Origin of the sequence: Streptomyces sp. LMG1-1-1.1 (genome assembly GCF_040815545.1) — a bacterium.
Classification (GTDB): domain Bacteria; phylum Actinomycetota; class Actinomycetes; order Streptomycetales; family Streptomycetaceae; genus Streptomyces.
Window position 1 is genome coordinate 71,039 of the sequence record NZ_JBFPNH010000035.1, and the last position, 21,566, is coordinate 92,604.

At 71.3% G+C, this 21,566-nt stretch carries 17 protein-coding genes; 2 read left to right on the forward strand and 15 right to left on the reverse strand.

Annotation, left to right across the window (positions count from 1 at the left end):
• The first annotated feature begins 40 nt into the window (after positions 1 to 40).
• Complete coding sequence (locus tag MRBLMG1_RS21235) at positions 41 to 3,133, forward strand: glycoside hydrolase family 3 protein (protein ID WP_367825668.1); 3,093 nt, start codon at positions 41 to 43, stop codon at positions 3,131 to 3,133.
• A 106-nt stretch (positions 3,134 to 3,239) separates the two neighbouring features.
• Here MRBLMG1_RS21235 and MRBLMG1_RS21240 read toward each other — a convergent pair whose 3' ends face one another.
• From MRBLMG1_RS21240 to MRBLMG1_RS21250, 3 genes are all read right to left on the reverse strand, one after another.
• A complete protein-coding gene (locus MRBLMG1_RS21240) occupies positions 3,240 to 3,779 on the reverse strand; it encodes a GNAT family N-acetyltransferase (RefSeq protein ID WP_367825669.1) in 540 nt (179 codons plus the stop codon).
• A 95-nt stretch (positions 3,780 to 3,874) separates the two neighbouring features.
• Entirely contained in the window at positions 3,875 to 4,273 is a 399-nt protein-coding gene (locus tag MRBLMG1_RS21245) for an NTP pyrophosphohydrolase (protein ID WP_367825670.1), read from the reverse strand.
• Between the two features lie 4 nt (positions 4,274 to 4,277).
• Positions 4,278 to 4,472 carry a hypothetical protein gene (locus MRBLMG1_RS21250; RefSeq protein ID WP_367825671.1) on the reverse strand — a complete coding sequence of 65 codons (195 nt, stop codon included), beginning with the start codon at positions 4,470 to 4,472 and terminating at the stop codon, positions 4,278 to 4,280.
• A gap of 72 nt (positions 4,473 to 4,544) precedes the next feature.
• Here MRBLMG1_RS21250 and MRBLMG1_RS21255 point away from each other — a divergent pair, with 72 nt between their 5' ends.
• Complete coding sequence (locus MRBLMG1_RS21255; RefSeq protein WP_367825672.1) at positions 4,545 to 5,285, forward strand: class I SAM-dependent DNA methyltransferase; 741 nt, start codon at positions 4,545 to 4,547, stop codon at positions 5,283 to 5,285.
• A gap of 242 nt (positions 5,286 to 5,527) precedes the next feature.
• Here MRBLMG1_RS21255 and MRBLMG1_RS21260 read toward each other — a convergent pair whose 3' ends face one another.
• The 12 genes from MRBLMG1_RS21260 to MRBLMG1_RS21315 form a co-directional block, all read right to left on the reverse strand.
• On the reverse strand, positions 5,528 to 7,138 hold the full coding sequence (locus MRBLMG1_RS21260) for an amidase (protein ID WP_367825673.1): 1,611 nt from the start codon (positions 7,136 to 7,138) through the stop codon (positions 5,528 to 5,530).
• A gap of 212 nt (positions 7,139 to 7,350) precedes the next feature.
• Positions 7,351 to 7,938, reverse strand: a complete 588-nt coding sequence (locus MRBLMG1_RS21265) for an SMI1/KNR4 family protein (RefSeq protein ID WP_367825674.1) — start codon at positions 7,936 to 7,938, stop codon at positions 7,351 to 7,353.
• 98 nt (positions 7,939 to 8,036) lie between these two features.
• Entirely contained in the window at positions 8,037 to 9,368 is a 1,332-nt protein-coding gene (locus tag MRBLMG1_RS21270; RefSeq protein WP_367825675.1) for a DUF1254 domain-containing protein, read from the reverse strand.
• Positions 9,369 to 9,598: 230 nt separating this feature from the next.
• Positions 9,599 to 9,937 carry a thioredoxin family protein gene (locus tag MRBLMG1_RS21275; protein WP_367825676.1) on the reverse strand — a complete coding sequence of 113 codons (339 nt, stop codon included), beginning with the start codon at positions 9,935 to 9,937 and terminating at the stop codon, positions 9,599 to 9,601.
• 188 nt (positions 9,938 to 10,125) lie between these two features.
• The gene (gene fxlM / locus MRBLMG1_RS21280; RefSeq protein WP_367825677.1) at positions 10,126 to 12,753 is read right to left on the reverse strand and encodes a methyltransferase, FxLD system; all 2,628 of its coding nucleotides are present in this window, start codon (positions 12,751 to 12,753) and stop codon (positions 10,126 to 10,128) included.
• A complete protein-coding gene (locus MRBLMG1_RS21285) occupies positions 12,750 to 13,430 on the reverse strand; it encodes an NUDIX domain-containing protein (protein ID WP_367825678.1) in 681 nt (226 codons plus the stop codon). The genes fxlM and MRBLMG1_RS21285 overlap by 4 nt, the downstream gene beginning before the upstream one ends.
• Positions 13,427 to 15,037: an NUDIX domain-containing protein gene (locus MRBLMG1_RS21290; RefSeq protein ID WP_367825679.1), complete on the reverse strand. Its 1,611-nt coding sequence runs from the start codon at positions 15,035 to 15,037 to the stop codon at positions 13,427 to 13,429. Before MRBLMG1_RS21290 ends, MRBLMG1_RS21285 begins: the two co-directional genes overlap by 4 nt.
• An 88-nt stretch (positions 15,038 to 15,125) precedes the next feature.
• Positions 15,126 to 15,659, reverse strand: a complete 534-nt coding sequence (locus MRBLMG1_RS21295; RefSeq protein ID WP_367825680.1) for an HIT family protein — start codon at positions 15,657 to 15,659, stop codon at positions 15,126 to 15,128.
• A gap of 69 nt (positions 15,660 to 15,728) precedes the next feature.
• Positions 15,729 to 16,520: a class I SAM-dependent methyltransferase gene (locus tag MRBLMG1_RS21300; RefSeq protein WP_414721620.1), complete on the reverse strand. Its 792-nt coding sequence runs from the start codon at positions 16,518 to 16,520 to the stop codon at positions 15,729 to 15,731.
• The gene (locus MRBLMG1_RS21305; protein WP_367825682.1) at positions 16,508 to 17,752 is read right to left on the reverse strand and encodes an NUDIX domain-containing protein; all 1,245 of its coding nucleotides are present in this window, start codon (positions 17,750 to 17,752) and stop codon (positions 16,508 to 16,510) included. The genes MRBLMG1_RS21300 and MRBLMG1_RS21305 overlap by 13 nt, the downstream gene beginning before the upstream one ends.
• A 241-nt stretch (positions 17,753 to 17,993) precedes the next feature.
• The gene (locus tag MRBLMG1_RS21310; RefSeq protein WP_367825683.1) at positions 17,994 to 19,040 is read right to left on the reverse strand and encodes a phosphotransferase; all 1,047 of its coding nucleotides are present in this window, start codon (positions 19,038 to 19,040) and stop codon (positions 17,994 to 17,996) included.
• Positions 19,037 to 21,064: an ATP-binding cassette domain-containing protein gene (locus MRBLMG1_RS21315; RefSeq protein ID WP_367825684.1), complete on the reverse strand. Its 2,028-nt coding sequence runs from the start codon at positions 21,062 to 21,064 to the stop codon at positions 19,037 to 19,039. The genes MRBLMG1_RS21310 and MRBLMG1_RS21315 overlap by 4 nt, the downstream gene beginning before the upstream one ends.
• Positions 21,065 to 21,566 lie beyond the last annotated feature (502 nt).

Consider the following 21,566-nt stretch of genomic DNA (forward strand, 5'->3'; position numbering starts at 1 on the left):
CCAGCCACCGCCTCCCGAACCGCACTTCCGAGGAGCCCGCATGCCGCACCAGCGCCACCGCAGAAGGGCGAGCGCCGCCGCGCTCGCCGCCACCGCAGTCCTCGCCGGACTGCTCGCCGGAGCCGTGCCCAGCGCCGCCGCGCCCGGCGCGGACGGAGACCCGGCACCCCAGGCCGTCGACCGCTTCGAAGGGGAGGTTCCCTTCGAAGGACCACCCGCCGAAGGCCTGTTCACCTGGGGCAGCGACACCGACGACCACCCCGCACTCACCCTCGCCGAGCGGGCCGACGCCCCCGAGGGCGCGAAGGTCCTCGAAGGCCGCTACGACATCAGCGGCTGGGGCGGATTCACCCACGACTTCGCCTTCGACCGGCCCGCCCAGGACTGGACCGCCCACCAGGGCATCCGCTTCTGGTGGTACGGCCAGAACACCGCCCCGCTGCCGCCGGGCTCCGGAAAGCGGATCAACTTCGAGATCAAGGACGGGGGAGCGAACGGCGAGGCGTCCGAGCTGTGGACGACGTCCTTCACCGACGACTGGGAGGGCTGGCACCTCGTCGAGATCCCCTTCTCCGCATTCCAGTACCGCGCCGACTACCAGCCGGTCGGCGGCATCGACCAGGTCCTCGGCCTCGACCGCATGTGGGGGTACGCGCTCACGCTGCCGACCGGCGCACCAGGCCGCTTCGCCCTCGACGGCGTCGAGCTGTACGGGAAGGCCGACCCCGCCCAGAACACCCGGGTCGTCACCGGCGCCGTGGTCCACCCCGTCACCGAGGGAGGCACCGCCCGCATCGACGTCTCGGTGGCGACCACCGGCTCCGCGCCGACCGGCGAGCCCGTCACCGTCGCGTACACGACGGACGACAGCGGCCCCGCCGAACCGGGGAAGGACTACGCCCCGGTCTCCGGGACCCTGGAGTTCCCCGCCGGAACGCCGTCCGGGACGACCCGCTCGATCACCGTGCAGACCCTGAAGGACCGGGCCGGCGAGATGGCGGAGACGATCCCGCTCAAGCTGACCGTCGACGGCGCGAAGGCGCCCGCCGAGACCCCGGCCGTCGTCATCAACGCCCACGGACTGCCCTACCTCGACAAGCGCCTGCCGGTGAAGAAGCGCGTCGCGGACCTCCTCTCCCGGATGACGCTCCAGGAGAAGGCCGGCCAGATGACCCAAGCCGAACGCAACGCGCTCCGCTCGCCCGGCGACATCGCCGGCTACGGCCTGGGCTCCCTGCTCTCCGGCGGCGGCTCCGTCCCCACCCCCAACACGCCCGAGGCATGGGCCCGCATGGTCGACGCGTACCAGCTGCGCGCCCAGGCCACCCGGCTGCAGATCCCGCTGATCTACGGCGTGGACGCCGTCCACGGCCACAACAACGTCGCCGGATCGACGATCATGCCGCACAACATCGGCATCGGCGCCGGACGCGACCCCGACCTCGCCGCCCGCACCGGAGCCGTCACCGCCAAGGAGGTCCGGGCCACCGGAGTCCCCTGGGACTTCGCGCCCTGCCTGTGCGTGACCCGCGACGAACGCTGGGGGCGCTCCTACGAGGCCTTCGGCGAGGACCCGGCACTCGTCACCGCCATGGAGACCGTGATCGACGGGATGCAGGGCGCGCCCGACGGACGGGACCTCGACCGCAACGACAAGGTCCTGGCCACCGCCAAGCACTTCGTGGGCGACGGCGGCACCGCCTTCGGGTCGTCGACGACCGGCTCGTACACGATCGACCAGGGCGTCACCCGCGTCACCCGCGAGGAACTGGAAGCCGTCCACCTCGCCCCGTTCACCGAGGCCGTGAAGCACGGCGTGGGCACGGTCATGCCCTCGTACTCCTCACTCGACATCCTCGGCGACGAGCAGGGCCCCGTGAAGATGCACGCCAACGCCGAGATGATCAACGGCGTGCTCAAGGACCGCATGGGCTTCGACGGCTTCGTCATCAGCGACTGGCAGGCCATCGACCAGATCCCCGGCGACTACCCGAGCGACGTCCGGACCTCGGCCAACGCCGGCCTGGACATGATCATGGTGCCGACGAACTACCAGGACTTCACCCGCACCCTGGTCGCCGAGACCGAAGCCGGCCGCATCCCCACCGCCCGCATCGACGACGCCGTCACCCGCATCCTCACCCAGAAGTTCCGCCTCGGCCTCTTCGAGAAGCCCTACGCGGACACCACCCACCTGGCATCCGTCGGATCCGCCGAACACCGCGCGGTGGCGCGGGAAGCCGCCGCCGCCTCCCAGGTGCTCCTGAAGAACGACGGCGGCGTACTGCCCCTCAAGCCGACCCAGAACGTCTACGTGGCCGGCTCCAACGCGGACGACCTCGGCAACCAGGCCGGCGGATGGACCGTCACCTGGCAGGGCGCCTCGGGCCGGACCACCACCGGCACCACCATCCTGGAGGCCATGCGGAAGTCCGCCGACCCCGCCACCACCCTCACCTACTCCAAGGACGCCACCGCCCCCACCACGGGACACGACGTCGGCGTCGTCGTGGTCGGCGAGAAGCCCTACGCCGAAGGCATGGGCGACGTCGGCAACGGCCACGACCTGGAACTCGACGCGGCCGACAAGGCCGCCGTCGACCGGGTCTGCGCCGCCATGCCCTGCGCGGTACTCGTCGTCTCCGGCCGGCCCCAGCTCATCGGCGACCGCCTTCCCGCGATCGACGCCCTCGTGGCGTCGTGGCTGCCCGGGACGGAAGGCGACGGCGTGGCCGACGTCCTCTACGGCCGCCGCCCCTTCACCGGACAACTCCCGGTCACCTGGCCCAAGTCGGAGAACCAACTCCCGCTGAACGTCGGCGACACCCGCTACGACCCCCAGTTCCCGTACGGCTGGGGCCTCACCACCCTCCGCAGCACCCCACAGGGCGGAGAGCCGGCCCTACGGGCCCTCGGCCTCGCCGCCCGAGCCCTCCAGGCCGCCGGACACGGGGACTCCGCCGCCGCCCGCCACCTCGTCGCCCGAGCCCGCCTGATCGTCCAGAAGCACATCGGCCAGAACCTCTCGGAACCCGTCGCGAAGCCCTTCGCCGAAGCGGACCACCTGCTACTCAGCGGTGACCCGGCCGGCGCCGTCGGCAAGCTCACCGTGGCCTTCCGCGCGGCGGGCTGACCCACCGGGCCCCGCCACCCACCGGCCCCCGGCCCTGCGACCCATCCGGCCCCGCCGCCCACCAGGGCGGCGGGGCCGGCAACGGCGCACCGCACCTTCCCGACGACTACGGACCGCTCTCTCCTCCGACCCGGAGCAGCAACGTGTCCGACTGCCCCTCCCGCCCGACCTTGACGAACCCTCGCGAGCGGTAGAGCCCCACGGCCCGGCTGCCATCCTCGACACTCAGACTCAGCCGCTCGACACCCAGCCGCGACGCCATGTCCACCACCGCGTCCAACAGAGCGCTCCCCACACCGCGCCCCCGGTGCCCCGGCAGGACCCCCACCGTCAGCTCCGGTACCTCCGGGTCCACGTGCCCGTAACCCGGATCGTCCGCCGGAAACCGCCTCGCCCAGACGGCGCCGACCGCCGTGCCCGCGCCGTCCTCGGCCACCACGCCGAAGTCCCCGGGCCGGGGCCACCCGGTGATGTAGTGCGCGAGATGCGGGCTCCGCAAGACCTCGTCCCGGGTGAATCGCGGCCCATCCCAGTTGAACGCCTCCAGCAGCATCGCAGTCAGGAAGTCGGCGTCCTGTGCCGTCGCCGGGCGCAGCCGAACGCCGGCATCGGGAAGGCCCGGCCCGGTTGTGGTGCGGGTATGCATGCGGCTTCTCCATTCAAGACGGGGGACGAACGAATGATCTCCGCTCACACGGATCGACAGCGCACGCCTCGTTCCGGCACTGAGCGCCGCGAGACCTATGCGGGGGCCTGGGGGAGACTACGGGGCCCCATGCACCGAGCGCCCGTCTCCTCCACCCGCCGGCGAAGCTCGCGGTCGGCCGTGATGACGAGACAAGGGCGGCCGCTCGCGCTCCGAGCCAGCTCGGCGATCGTGTCGTCACCACTGCCGGGAGCCTCCTCCACCCGAACGCCGGGCACGGAGGCCACACCTCGGGCCCCGCCCTCGACGACGAGCACCACTTCGTACGGTCCCGGGAACGGTCCCGTGGCCGGACCTCCCGTTGCGGCAAGCCGGTCACGCAGGCGCTCGGCCGCCCCACGCCGGTCTCGCCACCAGCCGTCGGGCACCGATCCCACGACATTCGCTCCGTCGACTACCAGCAGGGGACGTACGGGCTGGTCTTCAGATCTCATGACCTCAGGATGTCAGCCGCGCCGCAGTGCCATCCTCACCGTCGACCTCACGCCCGTCGACCCGGTCACCATCGCCGCCGTCACCGTCGATCTCGTAGATCCGCTCTTGAAGCCGTTCACCGGCCCACTCCAGCCCGACACCCAGGTCGAACCAGTGCCGATCCTGGGTCGTCGATGTACATCGGGTCGATCTCGCCACACTGGAAGTAAGTGCGTGCGTGGAAGGTAAATGCGTCGACAGAGCCGCTCGGTACCCGGCAAAGTGCCAGCCGTGACGAGCAGTGAGCTGTGGACCCGTGAGACCGCCGATCGCTACGACGCCGAGGAGACCGAGAATTCGTCGGACGCCGTTCTCGGACCGACACTCGCCTTCCTCGCGGAGCTCGCCGGAGACGGCCGGGCGCTGGAGTTCGCCATCGGGACTGGGCGAGTGGGCGTCCCGCTCCGGCAACGCGGCGTGCCGGTCGTGGGCATCGAACTGTCCGAGCACATGGCAGCGGTGCTGCGGCGCAAGGTCGACGAGGACACACTTCCGGTGGTCATCGGGGACATGGCCACGACCGTCGTCCCCGGCGAGTTCTCCCTGGTCTATCTCGTCTACAACACCATCACGAACCTGCTCACGCAGGACGAACAGGTCGAGTGCTTCCGCAATGCCGCACGCCACCTGGCGCCCGGCGGCCGATTCGTCATCGAGCTGGGCGTGCCGCCGCTGCGGTTCCTGCCACCCGGCCAGGTCGCGGTGCCGTTCGACGTCTCCGAGCAGCATCTCGGCTTCGACACCTTCGACCTGGTCGAGCAGATTCTCGTCTCGCACCACCTCACCCGTGACGGCGACGACGGCCGCTACCGCCGCGACGACTCCCGGCACCGCTACGCCTGGCCGGCAGAGCTCGACCTGATGGCACGGATCGCCGGTCTCGAGAGGGAGCGCCGCGTCGCGGACTGGGACGGGGCGCCGTTCACCCAGGACTCCGCGAAGCACATCTCCGTGTGGCGCAAGCCGACCTGAGGTCGGCCGCCGGGCCGTCGACGTGAGCCGTGCCTGGCGTGAAACCCCTACCGGGAGTTCACGCGTCGCGAGCACATCCGTGCCCGCTCGCGGGTGCGGAAAGCTCATGGATGTCGTTGGGCATCGACGCCCTGCATGGCCGGCGGATGCGACGGGCAGCGCGTAGAGGGCCATCAAGCGTCAGGTCCCACGCTCGGGACCGGACCGAGGACGCGGCCCGGCCCCGTTCGCACGCTGTCCGGTCAGTCAGTCGTGGAGGGCGTCAAAGAGGGCAGGTACTTCGGGGCGCGCCAGGCGTTCAGGCGCTGTTCCACTGCCGCGCCCAGGGAGAGGAGCTTGGCGTCTTGGTGGTTGCCGGCCATGAGGAGGAGGCCGACCGGCAGTTCGCCTACGAAGCCGGCGGGGACGGAGAGGGAGGGGTAGCCGGCGACGGCGGCAGGGGTGGAGGAGGGGATCACGTCGTTGTCGCCGCGAGCGCAGTCGGTGGTCCAGGCGGGCGGGTTGGCGGGGGAGGCGATGGCGTCCAGGCGGTGGGCGGCCATGGTCTCGTCGATGGAGCGCTTGGAGAGGTCGTTCAGTTCGGCGCGCATGGCTTGGTAGCCCGGGTCCGTGGTCGACGGTGCGGCCAGGGCGAGTTCGAACAGCTCCTGGCCGGCGAAGCAGGTCTGTTCGACCGAGTGCGTGCGGTTGAACTCGATCAGCTCGGCGAGGTCGCGAGGCCCGTTACGGGAGGAGAGGTAGGTGTCGATGTCGCGGTGGAACTCGCTCAGGAGGGCCGGGAACTCGAGTTCGGCGAGCCTCGCCTGGTACGGCGGCGTCACCTCGACGACCTCGGCACCGGCGGCACGAAGGCGTGCGGCGGTACGGGTCATCAGGGCGTCGACGTCGGCGCCGAGCGAGGGCAGCCGCCACAGGCCGATCCGCTTGCCCCGGAGACCGGAGGGGCGCGTGACCGCTTCCGGGAGAGCGAACGTGCCGCCGGTGCCCGTGGCGTCCTGACCGCTGATCACGGAGAGGGTGATCGCGGTGTCGACGACGTTCCGTGCCATGGGGCCGGCCGTGTCCTGATCGGCGGAGATCGGGACGACGCCGTACTGGCTGACCAGTCCGAGGCTGGGCTTGTGGCCGACGACCCCGTTCATTCCGGCCGGGCACACGATGGAGCCGTCCGTCTCGGTGCCGATCGCGACCTGCGCCAACGACGCCGCGAGCGCCGCAGCCGAACCGGAGGACGATCCGCACGGATTACGGTCCAGAACATACGGGTTACGCGTCTGACCACCCACCGCCGACCAACCCGACGTCGGCTTCGCCGCGCGGAAGTTGGCCCACTCGGACATGTTGGCCTTGCCGAGGATCACCGCCCCCGCCGCACGCAATCTCCCCACCAGCACCGCGTCCGCGTCCGGCGGACTTCCGGCCAACGCCAGCGACCCGGCCGTCGTCGGCATGTCACGCGTGTTCACGTTGTCCTTCAGCAGGACCGGGATGCCATCGAGCGGGCCACGCACCTTCCCGAGGCGATGCCTGACATCACTCGCCACCGCCTGGCTCATGGCCGTCGGGCTGGTGCGCAGCACCGCGTTGATCGTCGGGTCGACAGCCTTGATCCGCTGGAGGTACGCCATGGTCAGCTGCGACGAGGTCAGATCCCCGCGCCTCATCCGTGCCTGCAACTCCGGGATCGTCACCGTATCCAGGTCCACTCGCTCCAGGAGCCCCGCCTCGACCCGGGACGAGGAACCACCGGTACCGGGTTCAGCCGCCACCGCACGCTGCCCCGGCACACCCGCCGCCAGAAGGGGTGCCACGGCCAGAGCCGCAGTCAATGCCGCAACACTTCGCTTCTTCATGGGGGACACCCCAGTGCAGGTGCCTCCCGGGCGCAAGATAGTTCTGCGCCGCTCCGCACCGTCGGGGATGCGCGGGTGAGACAGGCACGGGGAGGTGTCGGGAGACGTCGGGGAGACGGAATCGGACTCGGCCGATCGGTCTCTCGGGCACGTTTCTCGGGTGCTCTCGCACCGCTGCGCCAGGTCCGGTGAGTCCGCAGAACTCCGGAGCGTCAGAGCTTCGGAGCGAGACGGTACTGCCGCGGATGAGCGTGGAGCTGCGGTGAGGTGAGGTGCAGGGCTCGGTTGTCGCGCCCGGCGGCCATGTGGTCGAGCCAGCGTTCGTACCAGGAGAGGAAGTCGGGCGCCGAGGAGACGTTCGGGCCCCAGAAGCCGTCGACGTTGCCGGTGATCACGCGCCCGGTGAGAGGGCCGGTCACGCCCACGAGGACGAGATCGGTGCAGCCGGGTTCGATGACGTGCAGGAAGAGATCACCGGCACGCGTGTGTCGATGGGCTCGACTGAATGACCTCGTTCCTGTGCCGGGAACTGCGGGCTTCATCGTGAAGAGGGCGCAGTCTTCCAGCGGGAGCAGCCCGTAGAACGGAGACGCGCCGCTGCCGCCCATGTGGGTGAGGAAGTCTCGATAAGCCCGGGGGAGCTCTACGTCATGCTCGGCTTCAAAGGTGTCCACCCGAGCCTCGGGCAGGCGGGGGCCGAGGCGGAAGCGGTGCCGTTCCTCGCCGAAGGAGTGGCTTCGGTCGGGCGTGTACGGGATGCGTGCCAGCTTGCGTCGCAGCCGCGGGATGCGGAAGTCCATGCGAGCTCTTCTCTTGTGTCGCCCTGACTCTACCGGGTGACGGAGGAGGACTGCTGCGGCGCTGCCACAGGGCCGCATCCTGGGAGGGCCTGGAGGAATCAGCTGGTGCGCTGCAGCGTCGGCGGGGTCCAGTCGCCGGTGAGGGCGGGCGGCTGGGGCCAGTACAGGCGCAGGAAGACGTTGAAGCTGCCCGCGGGTGAGGGGAGCCAGTTGCGTTCGCGGTCGGGCCCCGGGTTCTCGTGCTGCACGTGGATGTCCAGGGAGCCGTCCGGGTTGGTCCGCATACCGCTGCGGTCCCCGATCGCGTACCGGTTCAGCGGGTTGTCGGCGAAGAACTGGCGCTCGTTCATCATCGTGAGGGACCAGAAGCCGTCGACGGGCGGGGTCTGACCGGCGTCGAAGTGCAGCACGTAGGTGTGGGCACCGTCGAGGGTCCGGCCGTCGGCGTCGGTGGTGGCGTGCGGGTACAGGGCGTCGGCGTCCAGGTTCGCTCCGTACCCGTACCGGGTGATGACCGCGCGCTTGGTGTAGTCGGTGCCGTAATCCCCCAAGCCGCGGTGCACGGTCCAACCACCGGCGTTCGCGGACTCCGCACGGGCGAGCAGATCGCGCAGGGCCTCCGGACCGCGCCGCGCGCCCGCGTCCAGAGCGGCGAGCTCCTCGGCGGACAGGTCGTCCAGGCGCGCGCCGGGTGCGATGCCGAGTTTGCCGAGGCGGCCCAGGATCGGTGCGTCGGCGGGGTCGGGCGGGTTGTCGACCATCATCTGGTTGAGGAGGGTGAAGTAGTCGCGGCCGCTGAGCGCGTGGACCTGGTCGACCGGCGGCGTCGTGGTGGCGGCCCCGGCGGGGACGGGGACGTCGGTGGGAGGGGTGTAGTCGTCGGGGTCGCCGGTCCATTCCGACAATGGAATCAGCCGCGTGGCGTCCTGAAGCCGGTTGACGGCCGGGAAGTCCGACGGGCCGCTGGTCGCGTACCGGGCGATGATCCAGTTCACGGCGGTGGGCGACTTCAACAGGGTCAGGCCGGGCGGAGTCGCCCCTGACCAGGACGGCCCGACGATCAGGAACGGGCCGGCGGACGGGCCGTTCTTGCGCCGACCGACGACGGCACAGACATCGGACCAGGCGTCCAGGACGGGGACCATCCAGAACCGGTCACCGAACTCGGGCAGGGCCAGCACCAGGGGCTGGTCGGACAGATCGAGCCAGGCACTGGAGTACAGGGTGTCGGCGTTCGGCGAGACAACCTCGGTGAAGGAGGCATCCGGGGTGGAGCGCATGTAGCAGAACTGGTTGACCGGGGCTTTCCGACGCCCGTCGTCCCGCGCCGGTACGGCCGTCATGGAGCGTTTCGTCACGGCCGCCGTGACCAGCGGATACCCGTAGAGCCATGCCTCCGTGGCCAGCTTCTCCATCGACTCATCCGTCATCGGCTTCTCCCAGGTGCTATGGCGTATCTCATCCGGTGCCGACGCTACGAGCGCCACCTGCCCCCCGCGCGGCCAGTCCGCCGAACGGGTGACGCGCCCGTCCCGAGGCGAGGCACGCCGACGTTTGAGGGCGCCACCCGCGACCGAACGTGTACGCGCGCTATGAGTTTGCTGGGCGAGGCATGCGGGCCCTGCTCCTCGGGGCGCCTGACGTGGAGCGCTGGAAAAGCTCAGAGATGTGATTCAAGGAGTTCCCGGATCTCGGACGTGCTCGCGGGCCCCGTCCCACTGGCCACCGGCTTGCCTTCCTTCAGCAGTACATAGGAGGGGGCCCCGGTGATCCCGTATCGCTGGGTCGCGTCCGGACAGCGCGTGATGTCGATGCGGACGGCCGTCAGCCGGTCCGCGTACTCGTCGGCGATGCCCCCCACGACGAGGTCCATCGTGCGGCTGGGCTCGATGGCCTTGGGCCATGTGCCGGTGAAGTACGCGAGAACCGGGGATCCGCTCATCCTCAGGATGAAATCGAACTCGGCGTCCTCACGGGGTTGGTGGACCCGCTTCGCCATGAATGCTCCTGACCTCGTCGTTCGTCTTTCCGTGCCCATCATCTCCCGCGTGGTGCGGTGGCCTGGTCGCGTCGCGTGGTCCCTCACGGGAGCGTGGTGCGCCAGGGGGGCTGGGATCCGGCCGTGGACGGCGTGGGTGCTGGCTTGCCGGCTGCGAGCCTTGCACTCGGCCGTCCCCGGCGCCTGGCTCAGGGCGACGTCTTCGGGAACGTGACGACGATGCGGGAGTGTTCTTTGTCGATGAAGCCGTGAGGGGAATGGTCATCGTCGTCGCGCAGCGCGGCCGGCAGGACGGTCAGCACGGGCATGACGTGGGGGCGGGCGTCATGGCCCTCGGTGGGGGCGTCGTGGTTTCCGGAGCGTAGGTAAGGGTCCTGGCGGGGGAAGGCAGGGCCCCCGGCCCGGAGTCCAGCGGCCTCGCCACGGCAGTAGTGATCCCAGGCGTGGACGGCGGCGGCCACGGTTTCCGCGAGGGCTTTGGCCTCGGGGCCGAAGCCCTGGGCCCCGAATTCCCATAGGGACTCGTCGGCGGTCTCGCCGTGCTGGATGCGGCGGAGGGTCATGCAGGCGAGGGAGCGGCCCGACACCATGGCTGCGGCGTCCTGGTGCTTCGGCAGGCGGACGGGGCCGGTATCGCGATGGCCTGTCAGGCGGCAGAACCCGGGGAGAGTGACGGTCAGCCACAGCTGGAGTGTGTCGTACGGCTCGTCTCCGGCCACGGTGACTCCTGTCCACAGCTCCACTGGATCGGCTGCGAGCGCGCGTTCCAGGGCGTCGACCGGGGTGGGAGGAGTGTCCTCCCAGTGGATCCCGTAACCGCTCTGCCCGAGGGGGACCGGGGTGTGGTCCCAGCGGCCGAGGCCCTGCATCGGCACGAACCCGCATGGGCTGACGTGCACGGAGCGGAGGAGAGGGCCTTGCTTCTCGAAGGCGACGCAGCGGGTGTATCCGCCGAGGCGCAGGGGGACCACGAGGCGTCCGTGGGAGGCCAGTTGTGCGGTCCACGGTGGGGGCAGGTCGATGGAGGCGACGGTGACCAGGATCGTATCGAAGCCGCCGCACGGGACCAGATCGGAGGGTGCGCCGTGCGCGCCGTCACCGAGCACGACCCGGAGGCGGTGCGCGTAACCCGTTTCCTGGAGGAAGCGGAGTGTGCGCCGGTAGACGTACGGGTCGTACTCGATACAGGTCACGGTGCCGGTGGGGCCGACGAGTTCGGCCATGAGGGCGGCGTTGTAGCCGCCGCCGCCGATCTCCAGGGCGTGGGCGCCGGTGCGGAGGCCTCCGAGGTCGAGCATGAGGGCCTGCATCTCGGGCTGGGACACGGAACTCGTGGATGTGCCCTCGTCGGTGGTCACGGTCACGACGGCTTCGTTGGCGTAGGCACGGTTCAGGGGGTGCTCGGGCAGGAAGGCGTGGCGCGGTACGTTCCGGAACGCCGCCCGCAGAGTGGGGGAGCTCGTCCAGCCGGCCTTGGTGAGATCTTCGACCAGCCGATGACGCAGCCGTACCGCTGCCGGGGGCTCCCCGAAGTGCGGCCGCTCGCGGTCGGTCGGGTCGGGCCGTGGAGTGAAGTGCGCGGGCGGGAGGTCGGGCAACAGACCGGGCCACACGGTGTTCAGCGCCTGTGCGGATGCGGTGAAGAGCGGCTGGGGGAGAGCCGGTAGGTGGCTTGGCGTATGCCACTCCCATCGGGCGATCAACTGGGCTTCCAGAGGCTGTGGTTCGCTCTCGAAGTCGGTGAGCCGCGCAACCTCCGTGACCCGTGTCATGCCATGGGTGTCGTCGCACAGGGTCCCCAGCAGCACCACCTTCTCAGCGACGGCGCGTAGGCCCGTCTCCGCGGCCAGCTCACGGACGGCAGTCGCCTCGAAGGCGTCCCCGGGGTCGACCTTCCCGGCCGGCAGCTCCCAGCAGCCGTGGGAGGGGTTCCAGCCCAGCAGCACGTCGCCGTGCGCGTTCGTCACGACGACCGCGACGCCGACCATCGCCGCTGCCTTCGGCCGCGGCTTCTCCGTGTACGCCGTCGGCCGGACCGCGCTGGGCCCCCGCAGCAGCACGACCGTGCAGTCCTCCGCCTCCAGCCGTTCCACGTACTCCCATCCGTCGGTGAGCAGCGAGATCTCGGAGTCGTCGAGGCAGATGTCGCGGAGGCTGTCCGGGAACCGGTCGGCATGGGGAGTGATCACGCACAGGGTCCCACCGGGCCGCAACAGGCACGCGAGCTCCGCGACGATCCTCGTACGGTCGCCCAGGTGCGCGAGCGACCGCCGGATGGTGATCAAGTCGAAGCCATCAGCGGGCGCGAGTGCGCCGAGGTCGCCCGAGGCGACGTCGATGCAGTGGTACGTGACCGTGGCCTCAGTGGCCTCAGTGGCCTCAGTGGCCTCAGTGGCGTCGGTGGCGTCGGTGGGCCCGGTCGGCCCGGACGGTCCGGGGCGTCCAGTCGGCTCGGTCGTTCCGGTCAGCTCCGCCCGTCCGGCCGCCCCGATCAGTCCTGCCGGTCCGGTCGCCGCCGCCGCGCCAGCCGCCCCGGCCGGTCCGGTCGTCCTGGTCGTCTCGCTCTGCTTGGCTGACGCTCGGTCGATGGCGCCCTGGGCGTAGTCGACCGCGTCGACGGCGTAACCCAGGTCAGCGAGCATCCGGGCCACCTCGCCCGTTCCGCAGCAGACGTCGAGCGCCCGCGGCTCCCCCGAACCGGCCCCCGGGGCGAGCCGTTCGCTCACGATGGCCGTCTCGGCGCCGGACAGCGGCATGATGTCGCGGCCCGACCTGTAGTGCGTGCTCCAGTCCTCCGCCGATGCGGTCGTGCTCATCGTGCCGTCTCCTCGCTGCCGGTGCCGGTGCCGGTGCCGGTGCCGGTGCCAGTGCTGGTGCCGGTGCGGGCAGCGGCGCTGGTGTCCGTGTCCGTGTCCGTGTTCGTGGGCGTGCTCGGCTCGGTCGGCCAGTCCCAGTCGCCGATGTAGGCCGCCACCCCGGTTCGGCGAGCCTCGGCCGCGGCGGTGAGGCGGGCGAAGTCCCGCGCCGGCATGAGGGCCCGCCACTCCGGCAGGGGGAGGACGCGCAACTCGTCGTGTTCCTCGGGGGCGAGCGTGAAGTTCGCGATCTGTCGGTCGGTGAGCCGTCCCCCGTCGAAGACGAAACCTGCGGTCGCGAGTGGCCATGACTCGCTGGGCAGGCCGAAGACGGCCGCGAGGAGGCGCGGTGGGCCGGGTACCAGCAGCCCGGTTTCCTCCCGGGTCTCTCGCACCGCGGTCTCCCACGGCCGCTCGCCGGCCTCTGCCGTGCCGCCGGGCAGCTGCCAGGGGTGCTCGGCGCTGTAGACCGCGTGCAGTTGTACGGGTGAGTCGTCCATGTCAGTGAAGAAGAGCGCGCCGAACACGGTTGCCTTCGGGAGCATCGCCGCGTATTCGGCGGGCGGGAGGAACTCGGTCGTCGGTGAGTTCTGTCCTTGGCCCGTGGGAATCGGGTCGGGCGGGAGGGTGTCGGTCATTGGGGTCTCCTGTCCGTGACCTGAGGGGATCTCGTCGTACGCGCGAGGTCGGGTTCTCCTGTGGAGCCGCCCTGCTCGTGTGGACGGCTGGAGAAGGGTCGGCAGATGCCCGCGCGGAGGCGGGCGAGTGTGCGGCGGCCGCGCTCGACGAGCTCCGGGTCGCCGACGCGGGTGCCGAAGGCAATGCCCGAGACCGCGTCCAGGGCCGTGGCCGCGACCAGATGGGTTTCCTCGGCGTCGGTGAGCGGGCGACCGTAGCCCGCGAAGAAGACCTCTGCGAGGTCGGGTCGGCCGTCGAAACGGTCGGCGAGACGAGTGAAGTCCCGGACACGCGGGTGGGGTTCGCTGCGCTCGACGTCGATGAAGCGCACTGTGCCGTCAGTGGCGAGGAGGAGGTTGCGGTACTGGAAGTCGCCATGGGTCACCACCGGTTCGAGTGGTGCCAGTTCCTGAGCCGCTGCGACGGCCGAGCGCACGCACTCCTCGTCTCCCGGTTCGAGCAGCGTTCGGGCTGCTGCCAGGTGGCGTTCCAACCCGTCGTACGGACCGGTCGGTGGCGTATCGGGCCGGGGCTGCGGCGGGAGCGGACTCGCGTGGATACGGGCGGCGAGCACGCCGATCGACCGCAACACCTCGGCCTCTTCGGCGGCGGCGAGGAGCGCACCGTGGAGGGCTCGCCCCTCGACGGGCGTCACCACGACCGCCAGGAGCTCGGGGTCGGCCGCCACGAGGCGGGGCCCGGCGCCGCCCAGGTCCGGTACCCATCCGCGTAGGGCGTCCGTTTCCCTGCGGTGGAACTTGGGGTTCTGGTGGACCTTGACGAACCACAGGCCGCCGCCGGTGCCCGCGGCCCGCCATACACGGCTGTTCTCCCGAGCCCAGGACACGTCCGTCCACGCGGCGATACGGCCGACGGCGCGCTCGGCGAAGGCGCGCACCGCCGGCGGGGGAGCGGATTCCCGACGCGGGTAGGACGCCGGCTCCGGGTACGGCGCCGGCTCCGAGCCCTGCTCCTGTTCCCGCGCCTGCCCTTGCCCCTGCCCTTGCCCCCGTTCCGGGTCCCGTTCTGGGGCCCGCTCCGGTGCCGCCCTGTCCTTCGGCTCAGCCCCCCGCTTCGCAGGCCCGGCGGCCGGGACGAGGTGGAGGCAGTCGAGGTCAGGGGCGTAGGCGATCCCGTCGTCGGGGCCCTGGAAGTGCAAGGCGACCGGCGCACCGGCCACGTAGGCATCGAGTCCGGCCCGGCAGTAGGCGACCATCGGATCGGGCAGAGCGGTGAGCGGGAACCACCCGACCGCGTCGCACTTGTCCGGTTCGACGACCCGTGGCGTGCCCAGCCAGTGGCGCGCCTCGAAGAAGAAGCCGACTCGTTCGTGCCCGCCGGGCGGCCGGTGGTGCACCGTGACGGCCGCACGTACGTCAGCCGGGTCCACGACGAGACCGGTCTCCTCCCAGGTCTCGCGCACGACGGCGGCGACGACGGTCTCCCGCTCCACGTGGCCCGACGGCGCATGCCAGAGACCGGCCCCGTAGACGTCACCGGCCCGCCGGGACAGCAGGACTTCCGGGCCCTGATGGCCCTCACGGACGGCGATCAGGTGCACGTCCACCGGTACGGTGTGCCGCCCGCCGCTCACTCGCTGCCGCCCGGACGCCCGGCCGGCGCGGCCATCCGGTGGAAGGCCCGCACGCAGGCGCTCATGCGTCCCCCAGCAGAAGCCGTAGCGAGGAGGCGTCAGCCAGCAGCTGCGCCTCGTCCTGACGCTCACCGCCGAGGAACTCCCACGGCAGCGGTCCGCCCGGAGCCGGATCGGATTCGCCCGCGTACCGGGGGCAGACGTGGCTGTGCAGGTGAGGGACGACGTTGCCGAGGGTGGAGTAGTTCATCTTCACCGGCTCGTAGAAGGCTGTCAGGGCCCTGCCGAGCGCGAGGGTGTCGCGCCAGTACGCGGCGGCCTCGGCCTCGGACAGGTCGGTGGGCTCGGCTACGTGCGGGCCACCTCGATGGATGAGTACGCAGTAGCCGCGCACCCGCCCGCTGCGCCACAGATAGGCGTTCGCCACCTCCCCGCGACGGAGCAGCACACCCCACCCGATGTCGTCGGCGGTGTAGTCGTTCGCACACATGGGGCAGCCGTCGCCGGAGCGGTGACGGACGAACTCCGCGGGCCAGCCGGCCCGGATCGCGGTGTCGGCGACGGGGTCAGGAAGCGGGTTCCGCTGCTGGGACATGAGGAGCTCCTGTCGGCTGCTTGGTTGTGTGGCATTCCTTGTGGCGACCCGTGACCGGCGTCGTGCACGTCACGGCGTCGCCCCTGCTGGTTCGCGGCGAGCCAGGGTGTGGACGAGGCGTCCGAGTCGCCGGTACGGGTCACGGGTCGACGCGGTCCACTCGGTCTCCAGGACCTGCGCGTACGTGCCGGGGGCGGGGTCCCAGTCGTCGTCGTGGTGGTCGGTGAACACCCGGACGCCCTGCCAGCTCAGAGGTGTCAGGTCATGCTCGGCTGCGAGCCGGTCGAGTTCGTCGGCCGTGTCTCCTCGCGTGACGAGGCCGAGGTTGCCGATGCTCGTGTCCGCGCCGTGTTCGATGAGACGGCGCGCCGCAGGGTAGTCGCCGCGCAGGGCTTCGCGGAAGCCGATGGCGGACCTGTTCTTCGTGAGGACGCTGAGCAGGCCACCGGCCCCTACGAGCGCGGCCAGCCGGGCGAACGAGCCGGGCGTGTCGGCCAGATACATCAGTACGCCGTGGCAGCAGACCGCGTCGAAGGGCTCACCTGTGGTGGGCAGTTCGTCGATGCCGGCCTGGAGGAGCCGTACCCGCTGATCGAGTTCGGGGCGGGCGGTCACGCGGCGGGCCGTCCTGGCGAGCATGTCGGCGGACGGATCGGCAGCGGTGACGTGGTGTCCGGCTGCGGCGAGTCTGAGGGTCATCTCGCCGTCGCCGCAGCCGGCGTCCAGGACTCGTACGGGATCGGCGGGAAGCTCGCTCAGGAGGCGGCGGCCGACGAGGTCGTGGCGGAGGCGGCCCCGCGCCGCACGGGAGTGAGCGGCGTATGCGGTGCCGACGGTGGCGAAGTCGGTCAACGCACCCACCCCAGCTCGGTGTAGGGGCGACCGGCCCGGATGCCTTCGATCGCGGCGCGCGTGTAGGGGACGACCGGCTCGGGCAGGTCCTTGGCGTTCCACCAGTGCCAGCCGACGCACTTGTCCGGCTCGCGGATCGCCGGCACGCCTTCCCAGTGGCTGGCGCGGAAGAAGAGCTGGAGCCTCGGTACGCCTCCGGGTTCCACCAGGTGGACCGTGTGGACGAGTTCGAGGTCGGCGGGGTCGATCACCAGCCCGGCTTCCTCGTACGCCTCACGCACCAGGCAGGCCGTCGCTGATTCGGCCTCGCAGTGGCCGGCCAGGGTGTGCAGGAGCCCACCCGCGTAGGCGGCATCGGGGTGGCGGCGGCCCAGGAGGACGTGGCCGTCGCGCTCCAGGTAGAGGTGGACGCCGACGATGTGCGGCACGGTCCCGGGCGGTGCCATCGTCGGCGCGACCACACCCGGCCGTGTGACGGGGCCGTGGCCGGGGGCGAGTGAAGGTGCGGGGGCGGGCGCGGGGTGTTCGGCCGCGTCCCTGAGGTGCAGCAGGTAGCGACCGTTGCCGTCGTGGGTGAGTGCGCTGGCGTTCACCGGCCGGATGGTGCCGTCGAGCTCCGAGGCGACGAGTTTGGCCCGCAAGGTGGGGGAGGACACCTGGTCGAAGGGGAGCCAGGCCGCGCCGTCGACCTCCTCGGCCTGGAGCGTGAGCTCCGGTGCGCCGTCGACCGCGAGCTGGAACACGAAGCGGAAGTCGTAGTGCTGGTGCGCCGGCTCGCCTCTGGAGGGGGCGGCGTCGATGGTGTGGAAGTCGATGTCGATCGGAGCCTCCCGGAAGCCCTGGGTGAGGGCGAGGGCGCCGGCCGGGATCCCGGCCTCCTCTTGGAGTTCCCGCACGCACGCGGCCAGAAGGGTTTCATCGGTGGCTTCGACGTGCCCGCCCGGCGCGAGCAGCAGCCCGGTGCCTCTGTGCCGCACGTGCAGGACACGCCCGTCGGGGTCGATCACGACGGCGCTACAGGTGATGTGTCCGGGGAGGGTGGCGCGGCTGCTCGGATCGCCGGCGGCGTCCACAGTCGCACCCGCGGCGGCGTCGAGGGCGGCACCCGCGACGGCACCCGAGGTGGTGTCCGAGGCAACGTCTAGGGCGGCGACCAAAGCGGCCAGGCCGTCTCGTTCGCCGGGGTTCCGGTCGAGGTAGGTGGCGACCAAGTCGCGGATGGGTGCGGGGGAAGGAGGCACGTCAGAACCTCACGAAGGTCGATGGTGGACGCTCGGATGGGGCGGTCGTCGGAGAGCCAAGGGGCGGCGCGGCGGTCGAAGGGCTGGGCGGAGGGGCATGCGACACCGCCGGCAGTGGGGGCGGCCGTCGGGAGACCATGGGGCGGCGCGGCGGTCGAAGGGCTGGGCGGAGGGGCATGCGACACCGCCGGCAGTGGGGGCGGCCGTCGGGAGACCAAGGGGTGGCGCGGGCGCGGAACACCTAACCGAGGCGGTCACGCAAGGTCTCCTCAGCCTCGTCCAGCCGCTCGCGCAGTACTGCCGCCGCCTGGTGACGGGATCGCGCGTACGCCTCCAGGGACGGAGTGTCGGGCCCGAGCCCGGAGGCGACGGTGTTGAGCGGGTACACGGACGACGCCAGGGCGGCGGCGGTCAACCGCACCAGGCTCACGAGCTCCTCCGCACCGACGGTCGGGTGGCGGTGGTGGTAGCCGGCGGCGAGCCGGCCCAGACCGTCGGGCCAGTCCGGCTGGGTGAGCACGGTGCGGGGGTCGAGTGCCAGGCGGCCCAGTTCCCAGACGGGGGACCGTCGTACGGGCGGGTGGAAGTCGATGAGGGCGGCGACGGCGTCGTCTTTGAGCAGCACGTTCGGGCCCGACAGGTCGCCGTGTACCAGCTGCGACACCATCGCCCGCGGGACCTTCTCCAGGAGCCGCTCCACCTCCGGCAGTCGCGCGAGTTTCTCGTGGGTCGTGGCAACGGCCCACCGTTCGAACGCGGTGGCCGGTGGAGCCGCCTCGTACCAGGACAGGAGTCCTTCCAGCCGGGCCTTGCTCCGGGCGAGGTCGACGGACCTGTCCCTCGGGCCGAGCAGCGGAGGGCCGAACCCGTGCCGGGCGAAGCCGCGGTGCAGGCGCCCGACGGCCTCGCCGACCGCTTCCCACCGGCGACCGGTGAGCCGCCCGTCCGCCGTGACGGCATCGGGGATGAACCTGGTCACGGACATCGCCAACCACGGGTGCCTGGCGATGAGGCGGTTGCCGTTCGCCGTGTACAGGGCGGGGGCGACCGGAACCCCGCACACGCGCGCGTGCTCGCTGAGGGCGGCGGCGTCCTCCGCCTTCGCCAGGTCGGTGTCGGGCGTGTACGTCTTCACGAACCAGTGATGGCCCGACTCGGTCCTGGCGATGTAGTTCCGTGTGTCGGTACCGGCCGGGCCCGCCACGACGGAAGTGGGCAGGACGGCGAAGTCCGCGGCGAGGAGGAGCGTGACCAAGGAGATCCGTGACTCGGGGGAGACGGGCGTCATGACGGCACCTCCCCTTCCCCGAGGAGGCCGCCGGCCTCGACCGACGCGCCCTTCGCCGGGGCGCCCTGAGCCGGCACCGACGGGGCCGTGAACTGGCGGGCCTGCAGCTCGTACGCTTCCCTGAACGCCCCCGGGCTCGTGGCGGGGTCCATGAGCTGGGCGAACGTGCCGTGCTCGATGACGCGGCCCTCGTCGAGTACGTAGATCAGGTCGGCGTGGCGCACGCTGTGGAGGCGGTGGGTGATCAGGACGGTGGTCTGGCCGGTCCCGGCCAGCCGATGGATCTGGTCGAAGACGCGTTGCTCTGCGGCCGGGTCGAGGGCGCTGGTCGGCTCGTCGACGATCAGCACCTGCCCCTCGCGGGCCTTCCCACGCGCCAGGCCGATCCGCTGCCACTGTCCGCCGGAGAGCTCCTGTCCGCCCCGGTAGCCGCGGGCCAGGAGAGTGCTCAGACCGCGCGGGAGCCCGTCGACGACCTCGTCGGCGCCGGCGTACGCGGCGGCGGCCGTGATGGTCGCGTCGTCCATGGCGACGCTGCTGCGGCCGATGCCGATGTTGACCCGGGCGGTGAACGGCCATCTCTGGAAGTCCTGAGCGACCAACGCGACCCGGGTGAAGATCCGAGCCCGGCACGCGTCGGCGGCACTGACGTCGCCCCACATGACGCGCCCCTCGGCCGGCAGGTGCAGGCCGCACAGGAGCTTCGAGACAGTGGATTTGCCCGATCCGTTCTTGCCCACCAGAGCGACGGTCCTGCCACGCGGGATGACCAGGTCCACCTCGCGCAGGGACGGCCCTTCGGCACCGTGATAGGTGAAGCCGACCTTCTCGAAGCGGATCGCGTCGAAGTCCTCCGGCACGTCCACGCCCGTCTCCGGGATGGCCCGCCGCTCAGCCTCGACGCACAGCCGCTCCAGGTCGGCGACGAACAGCGACTCCTCCTGGATGTCGGTCACCCGCAACACCAGGTCCGTGATGCTCGCCGAACCGGCCCGGATCGCGAGCACCGCGGTGCCGCCGACCGCGAGCGCCATCTGCCCGTTCCACAGCAGCAGCCCCAGCACTCCGTACGCGGCCACCGTGGCCACACCACGAGCCCCGTCCGCCAGCAGACCCGTACGGGCCGCCACCCACGCGAGCCGTGTCTGCTCCCGCTCGCTCGTCTCCGCCATCCCCCGGAAGTGCTCGAGCAGGAACGGGCCCACGTCATGGACCCTGACCTCCCCGGCCGCCCGCTGATCGATGAGCAGCTGGCTGATCAGTTGCGCGGCGCGCGCGTGCTGGACGAACCGGTGCCAGCTCGTGTACCGCGCCCGCGCCACCGTCAGCGACCCCCACGCGCTCGGCAGCGCCATCGCCACGAGCAGGGGCAGCAGAGCCCAGTGCAGCACCGTCAGTACGCCCGCGGCCGCGACGAGCGAGATCGCCGAGGAGACCACAGCCGTGCAGTAGCCCACCATCCGCCGGGCCCCGTCGGCGCCCCACTGCGCCGAGTCCATGAGCTTGTGGAACGCGTCGTCCTCGATCGCGTCCATCTCCACCTTGGCGACAAGCCCCAGGTACCGCTCGGTGGCGACCCGCTGCACCTTCGGTTCCAGTACGCCCGTCGACGCGGTCGACGCCGACTTCAGCAGCGAGGAAAGCACCGACATCACCGACACGACCACCAGCGCCGGCATCGACGCCCGCAACCGGTCGGCCAAAGCCCCCGTCGCCAGCAGCTCGGCCAGCAGCGTGTTCACCGCCACCAGCGTGAAGGCCTGCGCCAGCCCTCGGCCGACCTCGCTGACCGCCACCGTGTACAGGGCCCTCCGGTCGGCCTGCCTCGCCAGCCGCACGGCCACGGCCACCTGCCGGGGAAAGCTCACGGCCATGCTCCACATGCCGAGCTTCACCCAGGTCCCGCGGTACTGGCTCCACCCCTTGTCGTAGTCGAGCCGCCCCCCGAACAGCAGCCGCTCGGAGGCCGATTCGGCCCCCGCTCCGGCTGGCTGCGACGTCTTGCCTTCCGTGGTCGCCTTCATGCCCCCCACCCCGTATCCGGACGTGCTGAACGGAACGCGCCGACGCCCCGACGGCCCCGACGAGGCCTCGGAGCGGGGCCGACGTGAGCCGCGCGGGGCCGCCGGAGAGCCCCGGCGGGAGTGGGAGCGGGCGTAGGAGTGGGCGAGGTGAGACGGTCGGGAAGGGGGTACACGGCGTTCTCCAAGCGGGAGCTGGTTCGGGGTGTCAGAAGGCTCAACGACACGAACAGGCCCGTCGAACACACGTTTTTCGGACGCCGTGCGAAGCCCAGACGGAGCGTGCGACCCCGAGACGGAGCGAAGGCACGTTCGTGCCGGGTGCACCGACCCTTGCGGCACGAGGGCCGTCGTCCGGCAGGTGCGTGGCCGAAACGCCGACGTAGGCGGCCCTGACCTACCCCGAACCATTGCCGCGCTCGGCGAAGCCGTCAGCCCTCAGTCGTCAGCGGTCAGCGGTCAGCGGTCAGTCGTCGGCCGTCAACCGGAAGGCCATCCGGCTGAC

What these genes read in the sequence shown, in the direction of transcription:
- MRBLMG1_RS21295 (WP_367825680.1), bottom strand. Translation starts at nt 15,659, where the DNA reads ATGTCCCAGCAGCGGAACCCGCTTCCTGACCCCGTCGCCGACACCGCG.
- MRBLMG1_RS21270 (WP_367825675.1), bottom strand. Translation starts at nt 9,368, where the DNA reads ATGACGGATGAGTCGATGGAGAAGCTGGCCACGGAGGCATGGCTCTAC.
- MRBLMG1_RS21240 (WP_367825669.1), bottom strand. Translation starts at nt 3,779, where the DNA reads ATGCATACCCGCACCACAACCGGGCCGGGCCTTCCCGATGCCGGCGTT.
- fxlM (WP_367825677.1), bottom strand. Translation starts at nt 12,753, where the DNA reads ATGAGCACGACCGCATCGGCGGAGGACTGGAGCACGCACTACAGGTCG.
- MRBLMG1_RS21260 (WP_367825673.1), bottom strand. Translation starts at nt 7,138, where the DNA reads ATGAAGAAGCGAAGTGTTGCGGCATTGACTGCGGCTCTGGCCGTGGCA.
- MRBLMG1_RS21285 (WP_367825678.1), bottom strand. Translation starts at nt 13,430, where the DNA reads ATGACCGACACCCTCCCGCCCGACCCGATTCCCACGGGCCAAGGACAG.
- MRBLMG1_RS21310 (WP_367825683.1), bottom strand. Translation starts at nt 19,040, where the DNA reads ATGACGCCCGTCTCCCCCGAGTCACGGATCTCCTTGGTCACGCTCCTC.
- MRBLMG1_RS21245 (WP_367825670.1), bottom strand. Translation starts at nt 4,273, where the DNA reads ATGAGATCTGAAGACCAGCCCGTACGTCCCCTGCTGGTAGTCGACGGA.
- MRBLMG1_RS21265 (WP_367825674.1), bottom strand. Translation starts at nt 7,938, where the DNA reads ATGGACTTCCGCATCCCGCGGCTGCGACGCAAGCTGGCACGCATCCCG.
- MRBLMG1_RS21275 (WP_367825676.1), bottom strand. Translation starts at nt 9,937, where the DNA reads ATGGCGAAGCGGGTCCACCAACCCCGTGAGGACGCCGAGTTCGATTTC.
- MRBLMG1_RS21235 (WP_367825668.1), top strand. Translation starts at nt 41, where the DNA reads ATGCCGCACCAGCGCCACCGCAGAAGGGCGAGCGCCGCCGCGCTCGCC.
- MRBLMG1_RS21315 (WP_367825684.1), bottom strand. Translation starts at nt 21,064, where the DNA reads ATGAAGGCGACCACGGAAGGCAAGACGTCGCAGCCAGCCGGAGCGGGG.